Annotated in this window: 24 protein-coding genes; 3 read left to right on the forward strand and 21 right to left on the reverse strand. The window is 61.0% G+C overall.

Annotated features, from left to right (window positions below; genetic code table 11):
* Positions 1–98 precede the first annotated feature (98 nt).
* Complete coding sequence (locus tag B0G76_RS13885) at positions 99–2603, forward strand: FUSC family protein (protein WP_120296370.1); 2505 nt, start codon at positions 99–101, stop codon at positions 2601–2603.
* A 31-nt stretch (positions 2604–2634) separates the two neighbouring features.
* Here the strand turns inward: B0G76_RS13885 and B0G76_RS13890 are convergent, their stop codons facing one another.
* Together B0G76_RS13890 and B0G76_RS13895 are read right to left on the reverse strand one after the other, a co-directional pair.
* Positions 2635–2853: a hypothetical protein gene (locus B0G76_RS13890; RefSeq protein WP_120292944.1), complete on the reverse strand. Its 219-nt coding sequence runs from the start codon at positions 2851–2853 to the stop codon at positions 2635–2637.
* A gap of 230 nt (positions 2854–3083) precedes the next feature.
* On the reverse strand, positions 3084–3455 hold the full coding sequence (locus tag B0G76_RS13895; RefSeq protein ID WP_120292946.1) for a toxin-antitoxin system HicB family antitoxin: 372 nt from the start codon (positions 3453–3455) through the stop codon (positions 3084–3086).
* 167 nt (positions 3456–3622) lie between these two features.
* Here B0G76_RS13895 and B0G76_RS13900 point away from each other — a divergent pair, with 167 nt between their 5' ends.
* Together B0G76_RS13900 and B0G76_RS13905 are read left to right on the forward strand one after the other, a co-directional pair.
* On the forward strand, positions 3623–3835 hold the full coding sequence (locus tag B0G76_RS13900; RefSeq protein WP_120292948.1) for a hypothetical protein: 213 nt from the start codon (positions 3623–3625) through the stop codon (positions 3833–3835).
* Positions 3836–3924: 89 nt separating this feature from the next.
* On the forward strand, positions 3925–5160 hold the full coding sequence (locus B0G76_RS13905; RefSeq protein ID WP_183082045.1) for an acyltransferase: 1236 nt from the start codon (positions 3925–3927) through the stop codon (positions 5158–5160).
* Here the strand turns inward: B0G76_RS13905 and B0G76_RS13910 are convergent.
* The 19 genes from B0G76_RS13910 to B0G76_RS14000 all read right to left on the reverse strand — a co-directional run bounded on the left by B0G76_RS13910 (position 5126) and on the right by B0G76_RS14000 (position 21693).
* A complete protein-coding gene (locus B0G76_RS13910; protein WP_147394045.1) occupies positions 5126–6121 on the reverse strand; it encodes a hypothetical protein in 996 nt (331 codons plus the stop codon). The two genes, B0G76_RS13905 and B0G76_RS13910, sit on opposite strands and share 35 nt — an antisense overlap.
* Positions 6122–6148: 27 nt before the next feature.
* A complete protein-coding gene (locus B0G76_RS43755; RefSeq protein WP_259460576.1) occupies positions 6149–6478 on the reverse strand; it encodes a hypothetical protein in 330 nt (109 codons plus the stop codon).
* A complete protein-coding gene (locus B0G76_RS13920; protein ID WP_120292954.1) occupies positions 6475–7041 on the reverse strand; it encodes a hypothetical protein in 567 nt (188 codons plus the stop codon). The genes B0G76_RS43755 and B0G76_RS13920 overlap by 4 nt, the downstream gene beginning before the upstream one ends.
* Positions 7038–7514: a glycoside hydrolase family 108 protein gene (locus tag B0G76_RS13925; protein ID WP_120292956.1), complete on the reverse strand. Its 477-nt coding sequence runs from the start codon at positions 7512–7514 to the stop codon at positions 7038–7040. The genes B0G76_RS13920 and B0G76_RS13925 overlap by 4 nt, the downstream gene beginning before the upstream one ends.
* Positions 7511–7699, reverse strand: coding sequence for a hypothetical protein (locus tag B0G76_RS13930; RefSeq protein WP_120292958.1), 189 nt, complete (start codon positions 7697–7699; stop codon positions 7511–7513). Before B0G76_RS13930 ends, B0G76_RS13925 begins: the two co-directional genes overlap by 4 nt.
* Before the next feature lie 2 nt (positions 7700–7701).
* Complete coding sequence (locus tag B0G76_RS13935) at positions 7702–9897, reverse strand: NosD domain-containing protein (RefSeq protein ID WP_120292960.1); 2196 nt, start codon at positions 9895–9897, stop codon at positions 7702–7704.
* Positions 9898–9900: 3 nt separating this feature from the next.
* Positions 9901–13332 (reverse strand): lytic transglycosylase domain-containing protein, encoded by a 3432-nt coding sequence (locus tag B0G76_RS13940; protein WP_120292961.1) that lies wholly within the window; start codon positions 13330–13332, stop codon positions 9901–9903.
* Between the two features lies 1 nt (position 13333).
* The gene (locus tag B0G76_RS13945) at positions 13334–14776 is read right to left on the reverse strand and encodes a hypothetical protein (RefSeq protein ID WP_120292963.1); all 1443 of its coding nucleotides are present in this window, start codon (positions 14774–14776) and stop codon (positions 13334–13336) included.
* Positions 14777–14785: 9 nt separating this feature from the next.
* A complete protein-coding gene (locus B0G76_RS13950; RefSeq protein WP_120292965.1) occupies positions 14786–15619 on the reverse strand; it encodes a hypothetical protein in 834 nt (277 codons plus the stop codon).
* A gap of 2 nt (positions 15620–15621) precedes the next feature.
* On the reverse strand, positions 15622–15990 hold the full coding sequence (locus B0G76_RS13955) for a hypothetical protein (RefSeq protein ID WP_120292967.1): 369 nt from the start codon (positions 15988–15990) through the stop codon (positions 15622–15624).
* Entirely contained in the window at positions 15984–16565 is a 582-nt protein-coding gene (locus B0G76_RS13960) for an aspartyl/asparaginyl beta-hydroxylase domain-containing protein (RefSeq protein ID WP_120292969.1), read from the reverse strand. The genes B0G76_RS13955 and B0G76_RS13960 overlap by 7 nt, the downstream gene beginning before the upstream one ends.
* 183 nt (positions 16566–16748) lie before the next feature.
* The gene (locus tag B0G76_RS13965) at positions 16749–17087 is read right to left on the reverse strand and encodes a hypothetical protein (RefSeq protein ID WP_120292971.1); all 339 of its coding nucleotides are present in this window, start codon (positions 17085–17087) and stop codon (positions 16749–16751) included.
* A gap of 9 nt (positions 17088–17096) precedes the next feature.
* On the reverse strand, positions 17097–17816 hold the full coding sequence (locus B0G76_RS13970; protein ID WP_120292973.1) for a hypothetical protein: 720 nt from the start codon (positions 17814–17816) through the stop codon (positions 17097–17099).
* On the reverse strand, positions 17813–19267 hold the full coding sequence (locus B0G76_RS13975; RefSeq protein ID WP_120292975.1) for a packaged DNA stabilization protein: 1455 nt from the start codon (positions 19265–19267) through the stop codon (positions 17813–17815). Before B0G76_RS13975 ends, B0G76_RS13970 begins: the two co-directional genes overlap by 4 nt.
* A gap of 6 nt (positions 19268–19273) precedes the next feature.
* The gene (locus B0G76_RS13980; RefSeq protein WP_120292977.1) at positions 19274–19594 is read right to left on the reverse strand and encodes a hypothetical protein; all 321 of its coding nucleotides are present in this window, start codon (positions 19592–19594) and stop codon (positions 19274–19276) included.
* 3 nt (positions 19595–19597) lie between these two features.
* Positions 19598–20227 carry a hypothetical protein gene (locus tag B0G76_RS13985; RefSeq protein WP_120292979.1) on the reverse strand — a complete coding sequence of 210 codons (630 nt, stop codon included), beginning with the start codon at positions 20225–20227 and terminating at the stop codon, positions 19598–19600.
* Positions 20228–20236: 9 nt separating this feature from the next.
* The gene (locus B0G76_RS13990; protein ID WP_183082046.1) at positions 20237–20734 is read right to left on the reverse strand and encodes a packaged DNA stabilization gp4 family protein; all 498 of its coding nucleotides are present in this window, start codon (positions 20732–20734) and stop codon (positions 20237–20239) included.
* A gap of 8 nt (positions 20735–20742) precedes the next feature.
* Positions 20743–21003 (reverse strand): hypothetical protein, encoded by a 261-nt coding sequence (locus B0G76_RS13995; protein ID WP_120292983.1) that lies wholly within the window; start codon positions 21001–21003, stop codon positions 20743–20745.
* A 48-nt stretch (positions 21004–21051) separates the two neighbouring features.
* The gene (locus B0G76_RS14000) at positions 21052–21693 is read right to left on the reverse strand and encodes a hypothetical protein (protein WP_120292985.1); all 642 of its coding nucleotides are present in this window, start codon (positions 21691–21693) and stop codon (positions 21052–21054) included.
* Positions 21694–21724: the final 31 nt, after the last annotated feature.

Below are 21724 nucleotides of genomic sequence, written 5' to 3' on the forward strand. Positions count from 1 at the left end.
ATCAGGCACAAAATCAGTTAGACTCGACGGCAGTTTGAGTCTGCCCCGGGTTGGCTCCTTCAACCGCGTTTTCTCAGTGAATGGAATTCAGGCAGTCGATGCGCTATTCGGTTGAAATAAAGAAATTCCTTTACAGCCAGTACTTTTATGGCGGCCTGCGCATCGCAGTCGGCGTGTCGTTACCGGCCATATTGTGTTTGATCGTATTTCACGATCGCGAACTCGGCTTCACCATCGCGACCGGCGCACTCGGCGCATGCGTGGTCGATATGCCGGGCCCGCTCAAGTACAAGCACAACGAGATGCTGGCGTGCACGGTGATCGGCTTCCTGTCCGCGCTCGCCACCGGTCTCGCCACGATCAATCCGGTGGCGCTATGGTGCACGGTCGTGCCGCTCACGTTCCTGCTCTCATTGATCGTTGTGTATGGCAACCGCTGGCCGCAGATCAGCTTCGCCACGTTGTTCATGATGATCATGACGCTGGAAGAGCATTTCACGCCGATGCAGGCGCTCGTCAATGCGTCGTGGATTCTGGTGGGCGGTCTCTGGTACACGTACTGGTCGACCTTCGTTAGCCGCTGGATGATGCATCGCATCGAACAGCAGGCGCTCGCCGAAAGTGTGTTCGCGTGCGCGGACTATCTGCTCGCGCGCGCCGCCTTCTACGATCTCGATAACGATCTCGACGAGTGCTATCGCAATCTGGTCGACAAACAGATCGCCGCGGTCGATCGTCAGGATGCCGCGCGCGACATCGTGCTGCGCAACCTGCCGAAATTGAAAACCGGCCGGCTCGAACCGCGCCGGGCAATGCTGTTCAATCTGTTCATCAATACCGTCGATCTGCACGAATTGTTTGTCGGCGCGCATGTCGATTACTCGCTGGTGCGCAACACGTTTGGCGGCTCCGACCTGCTGGTGTTCTACCGCGATCTGATTCGCAAATCCGCCGCCGATCTCGAAGAAATCGGACTCGCGGTATTGCAAAACCAGCCGCCCCGCGTGCGCGTGAATGTCAAAGCCGAATTGCGCGCCATCGAGTTCGAGATCGAACTGATGCGCAAGCAGGACCTCCCGGCCAAAAATCCTGAGGCCTATTCGGCAATATCGTCCACCTTCCGGCGTATCTGGAGCGCCACGCGTCTGATCGACAGGATGCGCAAAAGCCTGTCGAGCGATCCGGGCGCGAGCGAGACGGAGACCGAACTGCGCCTCGACAAGGCGCTCTCCCGCTTCGTATCGAGCCGCCGCGTGCCGTTCGGGCAGATCTTCTCGAATCTGACCATGGCCTCGCCGAGCTTCCGCCATGCGCTGCGCGTGACGATTGCGGTCGCCGTGGGTTTCTGGCTCGGCCGGTTGTTGCCGCTCACCAATGCGTACTGGATCGTGATGACCACCGTCATCATTCTGAAGCCGGGCTATTCCCTGACCAAGCAGCGCAATGGGCAGCGGATAATCGGCACGCTGATCGGCTGTGCGGCGAGTATCGCGTTGATGATTTTCGTCAAGGAACCGCACATCCTGCTCGTGGTGATGTTCGCCTCGATGGTGATGAGCTACAGCCTGTTGCTGTTCAATTACACGGCGAGCGTGGTGTTCACGTCCTCGTACGTGCTGCTCATGTTCCATCTGCTCGCGCCAGGCAGCATGCGCATCATTGGCGAGCGAGCAATCGATACCGTGGTGGGCTGCGCGATCGCGATTGCGGCGAGCCACCTGTTTCCCTACTGGGAATACCGGCTGATGGGCAAGCTCGTCAACACCATGATCAATGCGACGCGGCAGTATCTGGAAGCGAGCTGGTGGTGGAGCGGCAAGCCGGCCGCCGCGGTGGTTGCCACGGTGACCGAGGCCGGTGCGTTTGCGCCCGCCGCGGCAATGGCCGATCCGGCGATCGAATTCGGCACGCCGGCGCGGGCGGTGGCAATCGCCGGTGTAAATGCGAGCGGCAACGCTGCTCCGAAAGCCGGTGCAAGCGCCAGCGCAAACACGAGTGTGGCCGCTGCTACCAATGCTGGCTCAAGCAGCGCCAGCGCCAGTCCGGTCAACCATGCAGCCGCCAAGCCAGCCGGCGGCGCATCCGCTGCCGCCGTCGCGGCCGCAACAGCGCTTGATCGCGATTATCGCTACCGGCTCGCGCGCAAGAACGTCCACGTTGCGTTTGCCAATCTGGGCCAGGCGTTCCAGCGCATGATGCTCGAGCCGAGGTCCGCGCAGAAGTTCGTGCCGGAATTGAACGACCTGCTGGTGCGCAGCCACGTGCTCGCCTCGCAGATCACGGCGGCCGCGCCGTTGCTGCGCACTTCTGCGCAGCACGCCGACAGCGTCTCGCAACAGCCCTTGCAACGCGCGCTGAGCGTGGTCCGCGACAATCTGACCGAGGCCGAAGCGGGCAGCGCGCCGCCGGCCGATCAGGGCGAACAGATCAGACTACTGATGCGTGAGTTGGACACGATGGTGGTCGAGACGGAGAAATCGCCGGACCACTCGGCAGACGCCGTGAACGACATGAAATTGCTCGCCCATCAGTGCAAGCAGATGCTGACGGCGTCGGTGCAGATTCGCAAAGATGCGAGCATGATTCGTCTGCCGGAAGAGTGAGACGATCGCGGCGCCTTATTGCGGCGCTGCCTTATTGTGCGGCGCCGCTTGCAGGCTTCGCGGCGGTAGCCGCGGACGCCACAGCCGCCGCGTCTGACGCAACGGTCGGTGCCGGCGCGTTCTGGCGATCGAAATCGCGCTTTTCCGTAATGGCGTTATAGAAGAGCGTGGCGATCACCAGCAGGACCGCGACCACAATGAAAACAGCAATGCCAAAGGTCGGGTTCTTCTTGCGCGGCGGTGTGTTCATGAGGCGGGCTCGGTTCGCGAGGCAATCGCGGATAGTGTCTGGGAAGGCGGCATTCTACGCCCACTGAGCTTGCACACGGCTTGCAGTCAGCGCCCTTCCACCACCGCCGCAGGTCGTACCGGCAGCGCCGTCGAATACTTGATCTGTTCTAAGAAAAAAATTACCTGAACAAGATCAATGGCCTATGTGATTTCTCATGAAGTGCGGCACCGCCATGGCACCGCGAGGCGCTACCGGTGTGCGCGCGCTGTCCCGATCAGCTCGCGCATGAACTGAAGTTCGCGCTTCAGATCGGCGGCATCGCTGCCGGGCGCAACCTGAGTCATCGCCTCGACTACTCGTTCGATCACGCCGTCCGTGCGATCCAGCACGCCCCATAGCGCGCCGAGCTGCCTACGCAGCGATTCGACGATCACCTGATCGCGCATCTCGATCTCGGACAGGATTGCCGCAGCGTCATTAGCTGTCGGGTCGCGCCGTAGCCTGATCAGCATTTCGGCGTTCAATGTCAGTCCAGCCGCCTGCGCTGCCCTTTCCAGTTCGGCGTGCAGCAGAGGCGGTATGCGCAGCGAGGTCTTGATCGGTTCTTGGTCTTTGGGCATGCGCGCGATTCTATCGATGCCCTAAATAAGGCGCCAGATCGCAACTGTTTGCAGCCGAAATGACGCCGATTTACACTCCTGATCGGCGGATCGAAACGCGAGAATCGCCGCCAAAATGCATCTCAGGCCGGCATATCGCCCGGTGACATCCGAGGAACAAGCGCGCGATGGACAGGCAAGACGCAGTACTGGCAACCGCTCAAAAAACAAGCGATGCGCTCGATATCGTCCTCAGCAAGGCCGCGCAGCTCGAGTCACTGCTCGCCCTGATGACAGTAGACTCGATATCGGCCGATCTGCTTGGAAAGCATCAACAAAACATATGCTGGCTAGGACGATGCCTGGCGGCCGAGATCGCGGAAGCAGCGGCACGCCTGTGAGCTACAGAACGCGGGCATTTAGTAGCGTGTGCCTTACCGAATCTTTTCCCTGATGTAGAATTCACCCGAAAATAATATCGAGGGGCACCGTGAAAAAACAGGCTATTCCAGCACTCACAGGATTACGTTTCGTCGCCGCCGCCGCGATCGTGCTCGATCATCTATGGCCAGTGATATTCAAGCTGAATCCGGGTGTACCGTTCGCCGATCCATTTCACCAGTTGTCGTTTCTCGGCATGTCGCTGTTCTTCGTGCTTAGCGGCTTCATCATCCATTACAACTATTCGGATACCGTCGGCTCAACGCGCGGCCTATATGACTTTGCCGTCGCCCGCTTCAGCCGCCTGTACCCGCTATTCTTCGCGCTAGCGGCCTTCGACGTTATCTGCGGCAACTTCTTTCTTTACGCGCCCGACGCCTATCGCCTGCAGGATCTGGAGGCGCTGTCCTACCTACTGGCAGGCGTGCAGAGCTGGGTATACGGTTTCATCGGCGATAGCCCGATCGCGTTCGCGTTCCATTACACCTTCGTCGCCTGGTCGATCAGTACCGAGTTCTTCCTGTATCTGACGTATCCGATAATCTGCCTGCTGATGCTGCGCGCCGGTACGCCACGCCGCGCCGTCGTCGGCGCACTCGCCATCGGTGCCATGGCGGCTGTCGCGCTGTCACTGCTGAAGCAGCATACGGCGTTTATTGATCATGTCGGCGCGTTGATCGGGATCGTCGAGAACCCGAAGGCAAATCCGGGCACGCTGTTTTCGGACTGGTTTAATTACATCGCGCCGTACTCGCGCGTGCTTGAGTTCCTTACGGGGTGCGCGATTGCCCAGGCACATATGGTATTGGCGCGGCGCAGCGTAGGTATTAGGGAATTGCGTTTTGCCAGGCTCGCGATCGCGATAGCTGTTGTCAACATCGCGCTATTCGTGCTGCGCAACGAGCTGGGCTCACCGCGGCTCGCCGCAGTGGTGGGCATCGTTGGCTTGCTGCCGGCGATCGCGACGGTAATTTTCTGCTGTGCCCGCTACAGCGTGAAGCCACTGTCGTATGCCCCGCTGGTTGCGCTCGGCGAGGCCAGCTATTCGATGTACCTGCTGCATATGATCGTGATAGAGAAGTCGGCGCCGGGCGTTTCCGTCGACGCCACTCCGGAAAACATCGCGATCTTCATCGGCCGCACGGTGATCATTCTGGCGGCCATCGCGGTAATCTCGCTCGGCACACACCGATATTTCGAGCAGCCCGCGCGCCGATTCCTCCGCAGGCTGCTGTCTCCACGCGTCCGATCTATCGGCGCACGCGGCACTGTAAGTACCCGTTGACCGTTGCCGTGCTGGTCGTCACGCTGCCGGCCTCGGCGACGAGATAAACCGTTGTGGTTGAGCTGATATTGATGCGCTTGACCATCGCATTAATGGCTGTCGTACCGTTTGTTCCAGTGGTGAGCGTCGTTCCCAGATAAGTGGTGTCCGGGCTCGCAGGAAGCGTGGCTGACGTCGTCGTGATACCGGCTGCGATATTCGCGACGACGGTCGATGCAGCCGGTAAAAACAGCGCCTGCCCCCAGCAATCGTAATCGCCAGCCGCTAGGGAAATGCTCGTCGCATTGACTGTTGCGCCGGAAGTGATAGACGTACCGGCCGTCGAGTTCGCTGCGAAATAACCGATGCTTCCAGCGCTTGCACTATCGGCGAGTGTCGTGCCGACAATTCCAGCTGTCGTCGATGGCGTGATCGTGCCGGAAGCATTGAACGTTGTGGCCTTGACGGCCGCTGCAGTCGTGCAACCCAGGCATGGCGGCGCCGCAAAGATGGTATTCGTGAATTGCGTGGTGGCGACCTGCATTGTATTCGTTCCGGCTGCCGCAGTCGTCGCAGTCGCGGCGCCAAGTGCGGGCGCGTTCAGGCTGGTGATATCGGTGTTTGCGCCGCTCGATGCAATGGTGAGCGCTGCTTTCGTCTGGAAAGAGGGGTAAGCGCTGGCGCCATTCGAGGCGAAGATCGTCCCCGATGCTGAAGGCCCAATTAAAGAAACAGCGCTTGTGGCATTGCCAACCATCACATTGTACTGGGTCAGCGCGTTCAGGCCCGTGCCACCGTTTGCCACCGGCACAATGCCTGTCAGCGCAGTGCCGGGCACATTAGCCCATCCGGCGGCACTCGACGGTCCGGTCGAGATGATGGCCTGTCCAGAAGACGATCCCGAAGTGTTCAGAAGCTGGACTGGGACCGTAGTGGTGGCAAACACGGATGCCGCAGCGAGCAGTCCGGCAACCGCCGCCAAGACTCTGGAGATTCGATTTTTCATTTTTCAGTCCTTGATGATGGCTCGGGAGCCTTCGTTAGGTTCGATTGATTCGGCACAGTGGTCGGTTGGCTTCCCTGCAATGAGCGTCGCGGCCCAGCCGAGGAACGCGCACATCGCACAGCCCCATTCCTTCCCTTCAAGCCGCGCCTTTGCGGAGCGACTGCTGATCGTCTCGCGCGGGTCGCCACCTGTGATAGCGTTGCCGAGACAGTCGACGCAGTAAGCAACGCTATGCGCCCATCCATCACCGTTCGGGTGATAGACGAATATCACCGCGCGGGCGACGTTCCATAGCGCGATCGCAAGATTGGAAACGTAGATCCAGATAATCACGATTGGCTCCCCGGTGGCAGCGATTGCGCTAGCAACTCGGTCTTGCGATCGCTGCTCTGCGTGGTGCCGAACCAGAAGTGCACAGCGACGAGCCATGCTGTGCCGAGTGTGCCCGTGAAACCGTACACAATGGCCTTATTGGCGTCGGGCACATTCACATACATCAGCATCACCAGCATGGCGAAGAAGCCGGCCGTAATCGCGAGCGTGAGCAGTGTGGGCGTCCATGACTTTGTCGACACCTGCATATCGCGCGCGCTCACCGTGTCCTGCACGGTCAGACTCGCAAGCGTCTCTGTATCCTTGAACCCGGCCTGCGCCATCGCAACTGCGTAATCCTGATCGGCCTTACGCATCGCGGCGAGCTGCTCCGGCGTCGCACCGCTGATTGCCGCGGCGAGCGTGGCCTGACGGTCGTCAGTCGACGCGGTTGGCTGCGGAGTAATGCCGAACACGCTTTCAAGTGCCGTCACCGCGCCGCCAGCGAGCGGACCGCCCAATACCGTCGCGATCGTTGGCGCGAGCGTCTTGACGACGTTTAGCGCATCTGTCCATCCGCTCATGGCGATTCTCCTGCAAGAATGTTGTTTGCGATGCGGCGAGCCCAGCCCTTCGAATAGCTTGGCCAGACATCGAGTCCACACATGTACAGCAGGCGATATGCGTCAAACTTCGCGATCAGCCTGTCCACATTCGCGGCCTTCACTGCAGCAAGCGTGGCGGGTCCAAACTGCCCATCTGGAGTCGCACCGGTGCACTGTTGAAGCCACAGGACCGGATGGCCGCCGTTGTACGCAGCGTCGAACACCTGTTGACCAATGCGGGGATCGAAATCATCGCAGTGAAATACATCCCAGTACTTCGTCTTTGCGATCTGTTTCGCCTGATCCAGCGTGAGATCGTGCATGTCGCCCTGGAAGCCACATTCGCGGGCGACCGCCTGTGTGATTCCCCACATCGTCGGGCCGCCGTCGTCCACGACGTACCCGCGCTCGATGCCGATCACATATGCGAACGTGTCGTCAAAGCCGCTCATTCGATGCTCCTCGCGCGGCGCTCGCGCCTGATCGTTACGTAGGTCTGCACGACGCTGTAGACCGTCGATGCAATGAGTGCAATTCCCGATAGGGTGATGCTGTCGATGGCATGCCCGATCGCAAGACCTAGCCACGCCGGAACCGTTTTTAGCGCGGCGACGAGCGCGTCTTTGTAGTTATCCATTCTTATGCCCCGATATTGTTGGCCGTGAATGCCGTGCCTGTTGAACTGTTGCTATAGCGAGTCGTGATATTGGCGGGATCAGCGATGTTGTCGATCATGCTGCATGCCACTGAAGCAGCATCGATCACCGCGCCGTTTGTCGCATAACCACGGAATGTATTGCCCTGAATCGAGCTATAACTCTCGCTGAGCATCACGGCTTGCTGGATGCCGGGCGTCGCGGCAGCGTTATAAATGTTGTTGCCCTTCACCATGTTGTTGCGCCCACCGGTCGAATAGACGCTGTATTTCATCTCGCGGAAGGTGTTGCCGAGAATCGTGCAGCCCTGACAGTTCTGCATATAGACGCCATAGGCATTCGCTTCGGCGGGCGCGTTGTAGATCTGAGCGCCCTCGATAACGACGCCTTGGCAACCATTCAGGTAGATGAGATTCACTTGGGTAACGACGTTACCCATATCGAACCATCCACCTAGAATCGTCACCATTGAATCAGCCGAACCAGAACCGCCAGCCGCGTTCACATAGACACCATATGTTGAAACGTTGTCCGCGCGGCAATTAATCAGTTGCACATCCTCATTACCGGTATTTGCCGACGCGGACATGTCCAATTCATAGCCAATCGGCATTGCGAGCGTTTCGCAGGCAATGAACATGAGATCCGAAACATAAGCCCCATAGGCGAAGAAGCCGATAGAACCGGTACTTGACGAACCCACTACGTAGCAATCACGGAACACGCTCGATTTGTTGCCACCCGGATTTGTGCCGCCGCCGTTGATATCGAAGCCCCGGCAATTGCTGACACCATTGGGAGGTGACACAATGATCTGGTTCGCGATCGTATTGCCGGCGCCCATCAGGCTCACGCCATAAAGATGGTTGTTAACCTGCAGATCGGTCAGTTCAAGTACAGCTGTGTACTGACCGGTAATCCCAACACCACCAGTTCCAGCAATCGTCTTATCAACCGTAAGATTGCGAATTGCGACTCCCTGAAGCGTCGAGCCCGCAGCACCAATTACCTGAATAGCCGATTGATTAGCACCGGTACTCTTGATGACCGTCGAATGCCGTCCTTTGCCTTGCAGAATCGTGTTTTGTCCGACGCTTCCCACGCCAGTCCCGATTTGAACCAGCGTGCCGATGAGGTATGTACGCGCCTCGAACTGGACGATGCCGCCCGTGTTCTGCAGGAAGTTAATCGCGCTCTGGATCGCGCTCGAATCATCCGTCGCGCCATCTGCGGCAGCGCCGAACCATTCAGGATAGATCGTCATCCCATTGGTCGCACGCGCCGCCATGTTCATGAGCAGCTTGACGGGCCCGGCAAGCGGCGCAGACTGCAATTGCACAAGCTCTGTGCCGGCCTTCCCAATGAAATAGCCGCCGTTGATCGGGAACAGCTGCGTGTTCGGGTTGAAGGTCAGTGCGGCAGAGATCAGCGTCGGGCCCGGGATGATCAGCGTCGCTCCTGTGCTGCCCAAGGCAGCGATGGCGTTCTGCACAGCAGCCGTATCGTCTGTGACGCCATCGCACTTCGCGCCGTAGGCGGGGTCGCGCAAATCGATGAAATCGTTGATACGGTTCGACAGCTTCGATCCTGCCGCGACAGACGAATCTGTGACAGTGCCGTTTCCAGGCGTGCCGACGGCGACAGACTGTCCGACCTTTACCACCACCTGCTTGATGCCGACGGGAATCGGCGCGCCAAAGTTGATATAGCCAGCCGGCACAGTGAAGCCAAACTGCGGGACGCCAGCGAAATAGGCCCATACATTTGCAGCACTGCCCGGCGAAACTGGTATCGGAAGCTGAACGGTGGTCCCTTCTACATAATCAACGCCCGAGTTGAAAACATAGTCCGTCATCTGCCCGTAGTTCAGCGCGAGTGTCGTCGGCGAGCACACCGGCAGCGACATCACGGTGTTGCCGCTCTTGTCCAGCACCAGCATCGAATACTGGCCGGACGGCAGATATGCGGCAACGGGCGAGCCGTTGAGCGAGATCGATCCCTGCACGGTCCCGAGCGGCTGCGCCATGGGGATCGTAAGGCCGATGTCCTGATAAACCGTCAGCGGGTTTGTAACCGGGTTGACGTTCGGCTGCCCGATGTAGATGCTGCCCCCGTCGAGCGGAAGGCCCGCAAGGTTAGGGAAAAACTGGATCGGATTGGCTAGTTCGCTCGCGTTCATCGCTTACCTGTTCGATTTTGAATTGTTTTCCTGCCGTACCGAATTGATCGCGCCAGCCAGCCAGCGCTCGCGCGTCCCCGAATCGTTTGGTGCTGCAGCCTCTTTCGCGAGGGCGTAAAACCGCCGCATCGCGCCTGAGTTCGCTGCAGCCTTGATCTGTTGCTCGGTGGGCGCGCCGCCGGACTTCGCTAGCTGCGTGAACTCGGGCGATACGAGCAGCTCGTCGGCGGCCTTCATCACGTCTGGCTTGCCGTGCGTGAGCGCGCTGACAATCGCGTGACCGAGGCCTGCGCCAACCGGGCCACCCACGTGCGCGCCGCCTGTCACCGCCGCACCAATCGCCGCCTGACGGCCTTTGTCGAGCACCTTGGACATCAGGCCGTCCGGAGCGGTACCGAGGTCCTGCCGGGCGGCCATGATCCGCCCGGTGGAAATGTTTTCGCGCAGGGAGTTCGCCACGCCGCGCGAGACCGTCGCGAGGTCGAGAAACTGACGGCGGCTGTCGGCCGGCAGACTCGCCATCAGCGCATTGAAGGCGCCTGAATTTTTCTTGACGCCATCCATCCAGTCAGCAAACGATTTGAAATTGAGCGTCCCGTTTTTCGTGGCATTGCCGAAGGCATATTGCAGGCCGCTCGTCGCCGCCTTCTGGCGAAGGTTCTCCGGGATCTGCTTCATCAGGTTGACGAACTTCGTCTCGTCGCCCTTCGACATAGATTGCACGGCCGTGCCGAGCTTGCCCACGATCGAGTCGCCAAGCTGGCGACCGAAGAGCTTCGTCATGTCGTCTTCGTAGCTCTTGCGCATCGCCACGGTTGCCGTGGCCGTGCGGTAGGTATCGCCGACACCCATGTCGTCCGCGACTTGCTCCTGATCCTGCGCGAGCTCGCCATAGAGCTTCTTGAGCAGCGGTACCGGCGATTTGGAAAACGGGCTCAGTTGCCCATCGAGCGCCATGCCGATATGCTGCCGCTCGTTGTCGAGCAGCGCGTACGTCGGCTGCTGCAGCTCGGGCTCAAGCCCGAGATCGCGCGGGTCGATCATCTGGCCGCCGACGGTCATCGGCTGCTCTTTCGGGGTAAGGCGCGCCAATAGGCGCTGCTCGCCATCCGTCAGGTTCCTGGCGTTCCCACCGAGATCCTCGAGGCGCTGATTGATGAAGGCGAGCGTATTCGGCGCCGGCGCGGCGGTGCCAGCCGGAATTCCCTTATTGACTTCGCCATAGAGGCTTTCTGCGGTGTCACCGAGGCCATCGATGATCGCCTGATGCTGGTTCTTGACTTCGGCAGACAGCTCGCTCAGATCAGTCGTGCCGCCAGCCTTCTCGATGAGCGCCTGCGCGCGCTGGCCGAGCGACTGCAGGTTCTCGGTCTGCGCCTGACCCGCCAGGCTACCCGGGTTTGATTTGATCGCCTGCGCGAGCTCTCGATACGACTGGTTCGTCGTCATGTGATCGGGATCGAGCAGATCCGTCACGCCGAGCCGGTTCGCGGCTTCGACGACAGCCTGATCTGGCGCGGCCTGTGTTGCCAGTATGTCTCGCGCCGCATTCTTGCCGAGTCCAAAAGGCGCGCCCTGAGCGCCGACCGCTTTGCGGGTCTGCGCGGCCAGCTCGGACGGCTGCATGAGCTCCGGTGACTGGACATTGGCTGCGGGTCCAAGTCCGGGCGCAGCTTCGGCAGTCGCTTGGGCAGCTGGCACGGGCGCAGCAGCAGTGGCCGCAGTGGCGCTTTCCGTCGCGGGCGATGGCGTAGCGACGCCATTCGAATTGACGTTGATGGGTGCCGCGGTTGGCGGAACCTCATTGAATTGCCCAGGCGCAGCACTTGCCGTTGCAGGGCGAGCGGCCGTCGGCGGCGCTGCGGGCGCACCCTCCTGAGGCGCGGTGCTTCCCATCGTCGGCTCAACGCGTTCAGCGCCGCCTGCTGCTGCTTGCGCTTCTGCTTTTGTCGCGCCATACATGCGCTGCGCAACTGCGGCTACTGCCGGCGATGCTTGACCGGCCATCCCCTCGAGCGCGCTCACGCCGCCCATGGTGAGGGCCATCGTGCCCAGATTGATAGCGAGCTGCGCCGCCGGCGAATAGCCTGCATCGGCGGCATGCTGCGAAGCAGCCTGACCGGCTGCCATCGCTGCCGCCTGCTTGCCAGCATCGGCTCCAAACGTCTTGCCGAGCTGCCCAACGATGCCCGGCACTTCCGCCGCTGCACGTCCGGCACCAGCAAACGTGCCAGCTTCCGCGACGCCCTGCGCGGCCGCATTTACGCCACGCTCGACATTGCCCACCGGCTGCGGCAATCCGAGCTTGTTCGCGAGCGCCGCTGCCTGCGCGCCAAGTGGTGCAATCTGTGGATCATGGCCTACCAGCGCACCCACCTGATTTAGCGTCGCGGCGATCGGGTCATAGCCCAGGCCGACCGTATTGCCCACCGCCTGAATCGCATCGCGTGCTGTCAGCCCGAGCTGGCGCCCGACGTCACCGGCAAAGCCTTGTGATTGCGGCCCCTGATTCGGGTCGGTCAGCGTCGCGCCTTGCGGCAGCTGCGCGCGGCCAGCCTGAATATCCGCCTGCATCTGCGCGCGTACGTCGGGCGGCATCTGTCCATTGTTGAATGCCGAGACGGCGCCAGCCGGGATTTGTATCACCTGTCCGGCAGACTGTGGCACCGTGGGCGTGCCCTGCTGCGGCTGCTGTCCCGCCGGCGGCGTCTCGCCAATGTCCTGTCCGTTCGGCCCGGTCTGGATGATCGTGCCGGGCGCCTGAGTGCCGGTATCCGTCGGGTTGAGCTGCATGCCCTGCGGCAACATCACCTTGCCGCCCCGCACGTCCTGCTCGAACTCGGCGGCCGACTGCGGGTCCATCTGTCCTGCCTTATAGGCAGCGAAGACCTTCGAGAGACTCGGTGCGTTCGTGTTCGGCATGCCGACACCGAGGTTCGACGTGTCGGGCGCAGCCTGAAGCTGATACGGGTTAGCACCCTGCGCGCCGCCGCCCTGATCCTGCATGAACGATGGCGTCGCCGTTGCATTGTTCGGCGATGCACCCGTCACACGCTTGACGTAGGCCATCGTCTTATTGCCCCAGTTGCTGGGATCCGTGCCGCCGTGATATTCCGCCGTCGCGAGAATCGGATTTCCACCGTTGCGGTCCATCGACTGCTTGAGAAGATAGGCCGCGCCATAGGCCGCCGTCTGCGGATTCAGATACGGATCGACGCCCGTCTGCTTGAGGATCGCCTGCCGTGTATCCGGCGTGATCTGGTACGGCGTGCGCGCGCCTGCGCTGCTCACCTGATCAGCATTCGATTTCTCGCCCAAAGTGCGGATGTTCTGCAGCCACCCGTTAGGAATGCCGACGGCAGCCGATGCCGACTGATCGGCTGCGGCATAGACCGGGTCGCTATAGCTGGTCGGAAAGACGGTTTGGTCGGCCATCTCACTGCCCGTAAGACATATAGCGCGGCATTGCGCCAGGCGCTGCGTTCGGCGGCGTCACATTGCTCGTTGCGCCCTTCAGGCCGCGTGCCATGAAGTCGTTGAACGAGGTTCCGGCTGGCACCTGAACGCCCAGCACATTGCCATCGCGCGGCAACTTGCCCATCGATCCAGCGGCGCTTATCCAGTCGGCCTTCGCGTCGTTGTATTGCGCCATACGGCGCTGCACGTTCGCATATGAGTTCAGCCACGCCGTGATCTGGTCAGGATCGGCGTTGTCCGAAGGGAAGCCCTTCTGGATGATCGATGCATCCTTGTCAGTGGTGCGGCCGCCCTGAATCTGCCCGAAGATTGCGCTCGCGCGCATCGATGCATATTCCTTCTTCAGGTCGTTGACGGAGTCCTGACCGCCAAGCACGTCCTGCAGGGTCATCTGCACGTTGCCGGCGATGCCGCCATGCTGCCACGCGCCGTTGCTCACGAGACCTTGAATCTGATTCGCAATGCCTGTAGCGCGATCAGCAGACTGCTGAAGCTGCTGCGATTGCGCAACCGCAGTCGCCTGCTGCTCGGCCATCCCGGATGCCATATTCGGCACCATCTGTTGGTACCGCAGCTGCTGCATACGGATCGCGGTATCGGTTTGGAATTTCTGCTGATCAAGACCGAACGCGGCGACGCGCTGCTGCACCTGGTTCTGGATGTTCTGGACGTTCGTTTGCGTCTGCGCGAGGTTGGCCTGCGCCTGCTCAGGTGCGACGGATGCATTCGCCTGTGCCGTCGTCGCTTCGGCCGCCGTCTTGCCGATCGTCGCGGGCTCGGTCATCAGCGTCGAGAAGTGCGACGCGAAGTCCTGCGGACCCATCGCGGCGGATAGCGCGGCGCCGAGATAGCCCTGCGCCGCCTTCGGATCACTATCGATCAGCTTGCTGATCGTTTGTGCATCCTGCATCTGCTTCGCGAAGACCGGATTGCTCGGATCGGTGCCGGAGTTCTGGAGTGCCGTGACCTGCTGCCCGACGATCTGCTGCGCGAGATCCGGGCGCCCATTCACGAGCGCCGCATATGCGCGGCTCGGGCCGTCAAGCTGCTGCTGTTGCTGCTGCTGATGGATCATGTTCCAACCTTCCGCAAGGCCGGCATGCTGGTCGGGAAACATCGACGTCAGCGCAGCGAAATTGGACGGCGTCGGATTTGCCAGCGCCTGCTGCAGCATCTGCGGATACATCATCTGCCGCTGAAGGGCGACGGTCTGAACAGCACCCTGGACGCCAGCCAGATTCGCCTGTGCGCCCGTGAGATTTGCCTGCTGACCGAGCAGCCCGGTTTGCGCCTGCACATTCTGGATGTTGGCGGACTTCAGCAGCGCGGCCTGCGGATCGATATCCGGAAGCATCGCGCTGTAATTGACTGGCTGCGGCGGCGTCGCCGAAATGTCGGACATGGACGTTCCTTAACCTAATCCGTAGGTAGGGCTTAGCCCGTAGGTCGGGTCGTTCGCCGGCATCGTGAAGCCAGGATTTGTGAAGCCGTATCCGCCACTCCCGCCGCTGCCGTTACCAAGACCGCCCGCTGCCGCCTGAATAGCTGCAAGCGCGCTCGAACCCGTGCTGCCGCCGAGAATGGTGTTGAGCGAACCAGCGCCGGCATTTGCGCCCGCGAGCGTCGCGCCAGCCTGCGCAGCACCGGCCTGCCCGAGAAGATTCGTGATGTTGTTGCCGGTAGACATCGCTGCCGTGCCGGTGCCGGCCGCAGCGCTTTCGCCTTGCTGGATCAGGTTCCCATACCCGGATAGCAGTCCTTGCGTACCGGTCAGCGATGCGCCAAGGTTCCCGATCTGGGTTTGCATCGTGTTCGAAAGAACCTGTCCCGGCAGGTAGCCGAGCGACGCGATGGTGTTGCCCCCACGCAAGCTGCCGGTCGCGCTCGCGTTCTGCAGAATGGATTGCTGCCCAAGCCGCATCGCGTTGGTGTACATCGGGTTCTGCGTGAGACCCTGAATTGCAGTCTGCTGCGCCCCGCTTCCGTTTGCGCCCGTCAGGTTGCCCAGCTGGGTAAGCGTGTTGCCGTACTGGTCGAGCGTGTTGTTGTAGCCCGTCATTGCTCCGGTGCCAGCACTGACATATGGCGCGAGCAGCCCCTGGACGGTGTTGAATTCCCCAAGTTGAACCTGCTGGCCTGCTTGCGATGCCGCCGCCTGCGTATCGGCAGCACTTTGCGCACCGCTCGAGCTGATTGCGGCTCCAGCGACAGATCCGACGGCGGCCGCTGCAAATCCCCATGGCATGATCAGCCCTCCTTAACGAGGACGCGATCGACCTTGTCGGGATCGGTCTCGTCGGTGGCGTGAACGCAAAACCACACCGAATCGGTGATCGCGTCGATCCGGTGTTTCTTGTTCGCGGGAATGACGATCGCAGTCGGGCCGATGTGATATGACACAGCGCCGTCGATCTCTACCGTCACGATTCCCTGCGCCAGAATGGAAATGTGGTCGTAGAGATGCTCGTGGGTTTCGGCGTAGTTACCAGCCTCAAGCGTCATCTGCTTGGCATACTCACGACCAGAGAAGTAATGCTTGATGTGCAGATCGACTTCCGGCTTGCGCGACTGCGCCATCGCCTCAACGACTGCCTGGGAGATAGCGAGATTCAGCATGGCGACCACCGGCGGCGATCTGCGCGGATACACACGATCAGCGTCATACGATCGCTGTCGCTTTCGTTCTTCACCCAGTGCTCGAGGCGATTGTCGAAGTGGTACAGATCGCCCGGCTCGGGATTGATGAACTCATCGCCACACTGGAAAATCGCGCCCGGGGCGCTGCGCAGCGACAGATAGAACTTGTCGTAGTACTCGACATGCCAGCCGCGATCGACGTGCGGTGCGATCGCTTCGCCGGCGGGAATGCGGGTGATCAGGATGCCGCCCAGCATCTCGCCGGACACGCGCTGCATCAGCGGGAAAAGCAGCGGATCGAGCGCCGCGCGCAGGACGTCATAGGCCGGATACCAGATCGGCACGTGGGCATCGTTGAAGCCCGCGTAATCGCCGCGTGCGGCGTAGGGCGCGACGTCGTTGTAGCGCACCCAGATATCGGACATGCGGGCATGCGGCGTGCCCTGCCCGTTCTTGCGGAAGCCGTTGGCGTCCCACAGTTCCGGATGCGCGTCGAGCGCCGCAACGAGCGGGGCGACGTCAATGCCTGAATCGAGTTTGGTGAAGTAATGCATGCGTGCCGACGGAGTCCGTTCGCGCCATCTCGTGATGGCTTTTCGCGGCTGCCGGATTGGCGCGCCGCCCGTTGAACTGAACTCGCGTGGGCAATCTGGAGGGAATCGACGCCCATTACGCGGCTATGGGCAGCCTCACGAACGATATTGCATTTCTATCGTTAATTCAATACCGATAGCGTATTACGAAGCGATCGCACCCGAAATTGTGAGCGTCGCGCCGTTGGTTTCTGCGAATAGTTCCATGCCTGCCGTCAACTTCTGGTTGATCGCGTTAGTCAGCGACAGCGCTGCGCCGGGTGGTACCGATACGCGATCTACGTGCGTCGCATCGGCTGCAGTGCCGCCATTCGGCATGATGAAGAGGTCGACGACAGCCGATCCTGCCGCGCCGGCAGGGTTCCATGCGCTTGCCGCAGTGATCGATACCTGCGAGCCCGCGGGCACCGGACCATAGACGAGAGCCGGCGCCGCGGCGTTGACTACCTGGCAGAGCTGGGCCCAGTTCACTTGCGTGGTCATGTTGATCTCCTAGAACGCGGGCCGCGCCTGAATGTATCCATCGACCGACATAGTCGAGGTTGTGAATGTCGATTCGGCAACCAGATAGACCGTGGCGGCATTGGCCAGCACGATCCGTAGCAATGGCGCCCAGAGGTTGAACGCGGGCGTGCCGCTCAATGCCATCTGCTGCTGCTGATAGGTATCGGGCGGCCCCAGCGTTGCAGAATTCGACGAAACGCCGGCGGTGATCGACTCGACAACAGTCGCCGCGCCAGAGTTGAAAACGACGATGCCCGAGACGTCCCATGTACCGGCCGCAAGCGGAATGCTGCATGCGTTCGCAATGACGCCCGAAGTGAGCGCATTGCCCGTGCTGGATGCCTTCTGGTAGACGCCGCCGGGCGATGTGGCCTTGTATGCGCCGGGAGCCTGCGCGATGAATGCATTGCCCTGCATGAGCGCCTGCATCCCGCTATCCGGCCTCGCTGACGTCTTCGCCATCGATTCCGCGAGCAGCAGAGCCGTAGTCAGGCTATCGCGTGCACCGCGCACCGGAGCGACCTGACCATTTACGAGCAGCGAGAGAAGAAGCGCCGCACCGCCGCTCTGCTCGATTGCATTGGGCAGGTTTGTCCTGATGTCTGTCGTCATCGCCTCGAGGCGACGCACGGCGGACTGGTTCTGCCCAAAGGCCTCGGCCAGCTCTTTCCGGTTCGCTGCCGACGTCGCGATCGTGATATCGGTCATGCTGCCAACGGCTCAGTGGTAGCTTCGAGCGAAGCGAATGAGATCGGGGCCGCGTTGTAACCCGCAAACCGATAGCCACGGAAGTTGCGGAAGAAATGCTTCGGGCGCCACTGGACGCGCTTCTTGGTCTGCCCCTGAATGCCCATCGACTTGAACTGCGGTCTGCTCCACACCAGCCCGTCGTCCGTGTATTGCATGCTGATCGTGTCATTCTCGCTGAGTGCCGAGCGACCATACGTGCCGATCAGCTCGAGCGCATTGACAACGATCCCCCGCGCGCCGTTGTAGGCGAAGACGGTATCGAACTGCCAGCGCGCATCAGCGCCATATTGTTGTGCGGTAGTCGGATCGACAAACCCCATGCGCTGATCGGTCTTATCGCCGAATATGAACTTGCCGTAGCAATAGACCGGGTGCCACGCGCGCCACGCGCCGCTACCGTCTGCCGATGAATCGAGCATGTACCAGAGCGGCATCTTGGCGTTCTGGGAGCCCATCACGTCGTAGACGAAGGTCTGGTTCGGCAGGTGGAGATAGATGAACTGCTGTTCCTTCTCCGCGCGGTATTCGAGCGTCGCGCCATACAGCTGGGCCTCAGTGTATCCGGCCAGCACCATCTGGATTTCGCGTGTTGCGATCGGTTGAGCAATTCCGAGGCCCACGGACAGGAACACGCTCGGCGCTTCGTCCGCAGCACTGCCGACGAAGGCGAAGCCCTGGCTTGTGATGCATTTGGCCTGCGGGCCGATGACCCCCTTCTGGATCGTCGCACCGACGTTCTCCTGAAACGGGTATCCAGTGCCGCCCACGTTGTCCATCACCGCGATCGTGTACCGGTTGCACAGATACAGCTCGTTGCGGAACTTCAGTCCACCATTGAGCGGATCTGGCGAGTTCGAGTCGCTCCCATACTTCTGGGAATTGATGCTGAACTGGTTGTTGAGGTCGGTGACGTACGAAAACGCGCCATCAAACAGGACGAAGTAGCCACCCATCCAGAGCAGATCAATGGGAGACCCAACGTTTCCATCCATGCACTGCTGAAGCGTCGGCAACCCTTGCGTTGACCCGCTAGGCAATTGCGTCGTCCAGAAAAACAGGGTCTTCGCGCTGACGATTCCGATGCCCTGGTTCGGAAATCCATAGGCCATCGAGACAGGAAGACCGTCATTTGGAAGTTGGCCCAGCACCTTTACTGCACCGGTTGAGCTCACCGAGACGAAATTTGTCCCAATCACGCGGTAGCACATGCCCTGCCAGTTGATGCCGCCACGGTCAAACCCGGTGAGCGCGGCCGCGCCGACATCGAACCGCGTCAGGCCCTCTGCCGAGCGCAGGAACATCCGGGAGATACCGGATTCCTTGAGTACGGGAACAAGGTTGCGCGGATAGGACGTGCGGAACTCTGCCCCGCTGTCCGTATACGCGCCGCTCGCGATCGGGATCTGCATAACGCGTCAGGCTGCCGCGCTCTGGAAGCCCTCACCCGGCGTCACATAGACGGTCCCGGTGTTCGCTCCGGTCGCAAACAGCGACATCGCACCGTGCGTGTCGGCCTTGGTGATCACCTCGGACGAGTTCGGGCCGATCGGATAATCCTTGATGGTCGCCGGATAATCGTCGGCAGTGTTCGAGCAGCGCACGAAGACAGGGAACGCATTCGGGTTGAGCACGCGCACCGCCTTGGCGAGCGGGTCAATACCGATGAGCGATGACGTCGAGCTCACCGTGACTGCCTGGGTCTGCTCATAGGCCGGCGAGAAAGGCTGATTGAGCATGGTTCAGACTCCATCGAGAGGCTGCACGACGAACGTCGCGCGGTTAATTGCAAGCGTCGTCGCCTGATCGGCCGACGCGACAAGCTGAATGATGTCGCCAGTGTTGATCACACTGTTGACGTTGTTCGGGTTCTGCAGCACGCCGGCGAAGTTGTAGCAGTCCGCCACACCCGTGCCGACCTTCACTGCCTGGAACTCTGAGGTGTACAACGTGCCGCCGACCGGACCCGTCTGAACCTGAAGCGTGAGCACACGCGGATTCGGCAGTGAGCCATCGAGCGCGACCCAGAAGTCGAGCGCCTGAATGGTGCGCGTTGCCTGCATCAGGCCCGTGACGACATTGAGCGTCAGCGCCTGTCCACCTACTTTCACGATGCTATTGCCGTTCGCGTCATACGGCGCGACGACAGCGGGCAGCGTCGTGAGTGCGAGATTCTCGGCTTGCGTGCGTCGCAGTCCATACAGGCTCGCAGCGCTGAGGATGCCGCTCGGCAACGTCAGCGCGCTCTGCAGCAGCGCCAGAACCGAACTCAGGCTGGCCTTGCGCGGCTGGCCAGAGTTCTGATTCCAGATCGCGATCTGGTCGGATAGCTGCGGCGTGGTATCCGACGACAGCTGATTGATGTTCGACATGTGCGGTCCTCAGTTGCTATCCGGCCACGGATCGCCGCTCGGTTCGAGCAATGCGTCGTTCGTCGTGGTGACGCGATCGACGGGCGCGAAAAACTGTTGGTTTTTGGTGTTGCGCCGATTGCCCATACCGATCGGCATCTGCCGTGGCATCTGCATCTGGGGAATCTCGTAATTGCCCATCAGCAATGTCTTGTAGCCGTCCCGCGCAGCGATGCGCGTGTCCAGCGATACCTGCTTGCCGATGGTCGGCGCAAGACGCAGAGCAAGATTCGTGATGAATGCCTGTTCCGACCAGTCAGGAATGCCAGCATCATCGTTCGTGCTACTGGCATCTGCGGATGGCGGAATGTTGTAGCCAATCCGGATCCCGCGCGCGTCCCACTGGGTACCCATCCGGTCGCAGCGCTTTAGCGCAGTCGTAATCTCGTCAGGCGAAAGGTCGAACACATACCCAGCGAGGCCCAGTTCCTCATAGGCCCCTTCGATGAGTTCGAGCTTTGTCGACACGCGCGCCTCTATGCAGGTTGCTTATCGCCGCCGGCAGCCTGCTTCTGCTTGCCGGCCGCTTTCGCAGCTTCAGCCTCGACGACGATCCGCGCTGCCTCAGCTTCGGCTTCAGCCGCCTGTTTCATAGCCGTCGGCGTCAGATACCAGCCCTGCTCGAGGTAATCCGGAACCTCATGTTCATCGACGATGATCTTGTCGACGTGCACACCGTGAATGCGCTCTTCGGTGCCCTTGCGATAAAGCATCGTCGCTGACTTGAGGCCATTCATCCTGTGATCTCCGAAATGGGAGCAGCGGCCCGAAGGCCGCCGCGAGGTTTAACGCGGAACGAAACTCATCGTTGGCACAACGCTATACGTCGTGATGACCTGGTCACCGGTGCTCACTGGCACAACGCCTGGCGATACCGCAGCGATTGCGATGGTCGTTGCGCCGCGCTTGAGCTGAATGTTGCTGACCGTGCCGCCCGTCACCACCACCGATCCCGCTGCCTGTGCGGTATAGGTGTAGGGCGACGCGCCAGGCGCGATGTTGGCGATCGGCTGCACATGGCCCCACGCGGCGCTGTTCGAGCCACCGATAACCTGCCACACGGTGCCGTCCGACTTGAGCTCAATGACCGAGTTCTGGGCGTTCAGAGACTGCGATGCCGCGCCTTCGATCAGGGAGCCATCAGCCGTGATGACCGTGACAGCGTTAGCGGCCGCGAACGCCGCGTCGCTGCGCTTGATCATCTTGTGCTGGCCTTTAGAGCCGGACGCAGCAGGCAGCGTAACCTGCACGTTCTGGCTCGAAGCATCGACCTCAATCAGGAAGTCGTTGTTCTGCGCGGCATAGGGCGATGGGTTGGCATCGGCCGCTGCTGCGACGAGCTTCGTAATCGGCTCGTACGTGTATCCGGCGCCGCCGCCGGGACCGACCGGGCTCTGGCCGTAGTCGGTGGATCGGGTGATTTGCATGTCGAACTCCTGTAAGGCCTGATTTGGCCGG

This window comes from Paraburkholderia sp. BL23I1N1 (genome assembly GCF_003610295.1).
GTDB lineage: Bacteria > Pseudomonadota > Gammaproteobacteria > Burkholderiales > Burkholderiaceae > Paraburkholderia.

Coding starts and splice junctions, on each gene's coding strand:
- B0G76_RS13885 (WP_120296370.1), top strand. CDS start 99: ATGCGCTATTCGGTTGAAATAAAGAAATTCCTTTACAGCCAGTACTTT.
- B0G76_RS13950 (WP_120292965.1), bottom strand. CDS start 15,619: ATGCCATGGGGATTTGCAGCGGCCGCCGTCGGATCTGTCGCTGGAGCC.
- B0G76_RS14000 (WP_120292985.1), bottom strand. CDS start 21,693: ATGCAAATCACCCGATCCACCGACTACGGCCAGAGCCCGGTCGGTCCC.
- B0G76_RS13955 (WP_120292967.1), bottom strand. CDS start 15,990: ATGCTGAATCTCGCTATCTCCCAGGCAGTCGTTGAGGCGATGGCGCAG.
- B0G76_RS13995 (WP_120292983.1), bottom strand. CDS start 21,003: ATGAATGGCCTCAAGTCAGCGACGATGCTTTATCGCAAGGGCACCGAA.
- B0G76_RS13960 (WP_120292969.1), bottom strand. CDS start 16,565: ATGCATTACTTCACCAAACTCGATTCAGGCATTGACGTCGCCCCGCTC.
- B0G76_RS13925 (WP_120292956.1), bottom strand. CDS start 7,514: ATGAGCGGCTTTGACGACACGTTCGCATATGTGATCGGCATCGAGCGC.
- B0G76_RS13890 (WP_120292944.1), bottom strand. CDS start 2,853: ATGAACACACCGCCGCGCAAGAAGAACCCGACCTTTGGCATTGCTGTT.
- B0G76_RS13980 (WP_120292977.1), bottom strand. CDS start 19,594: ATGCTCAATCAGCCTTTCTCGCCGGCCTATGAGCAGACCCAGGCAGTC.
- B0G76_RS13895 (WP_120292946.1), bottom strand. CDS start 3,455: ATGCCCAAAGACCAAGAACCGATCAAGACCTCGCTGCGCATACCGCCT.
- B0G76_RS13930 (WP_120292958.1), bottom strand. CDS start 7,699: ATGGATAACTACAAAGACGCGCTCGTCGCCGCGCTAAAAACGGTTCCG.
- B0G76_RS13965 (WP_120292971.1), bottom strand. CDS start 17,087: ATGACCACGCAAGTGAACTGGGCCCAGCTCTGCCAGGTAGTCAACGCC.
- B0G76_RS13945 (WP_120292963.1), bottom strand. CDS start 14,776: ATGTCCGACATTTCGGCGACGCCGCCGCAGCCAGTCAATTACAGCGCG.
- B0G76_RS13985 (WP_120292979.1), bottom strand. CDS start 20,227: ATGTCGAACATCAATCAGCTGTCGTCGGATACCACGCCGCAGCTATCC.
- B0G76_RS13975 (WP_120292975.1), bottom strand. CDS start 19,267: ATGCAGATCCCGATCGCGAGCGGCGCGTATACGGACAGCGGGGCAGAG.
- B0G76_RS13940 (WP_120292961.1), bottom strand. CDS start 13,332: ATGGCCGACCAAACCGTCTTTCCGACCAGCTATAGCGACCCGGTCTAT.
- B0G76_RS13970 (WP_120292973.1), bottom strand. CDS start 17,816: ATGACCGATATCACGATCGCGACGTCGGCAGCGAACCGGAAAGAGCTG.
- B0G76_RS13920 (WP_120292954.1), bottom strand. CDS start 7,041: ATGAGCGGATGGACAGATGCGCTAAACGTCGTCAAGACGCTCGCGCCA.
- B0G76_RS13935 (WP_120292960.1), bottom strand. CDS start 9,897: ATGAACGCGAGCGAACTAGCCAATCCGATCCAGTTTTTCCCTAACCTT.
- B0G76_RS13900 (WP_120292948.1), top strand. CDS start 3,623: ATGGACAGGCAAGACGCAGTACTGGCAACCGCTCAAAAAACAAGCGAT.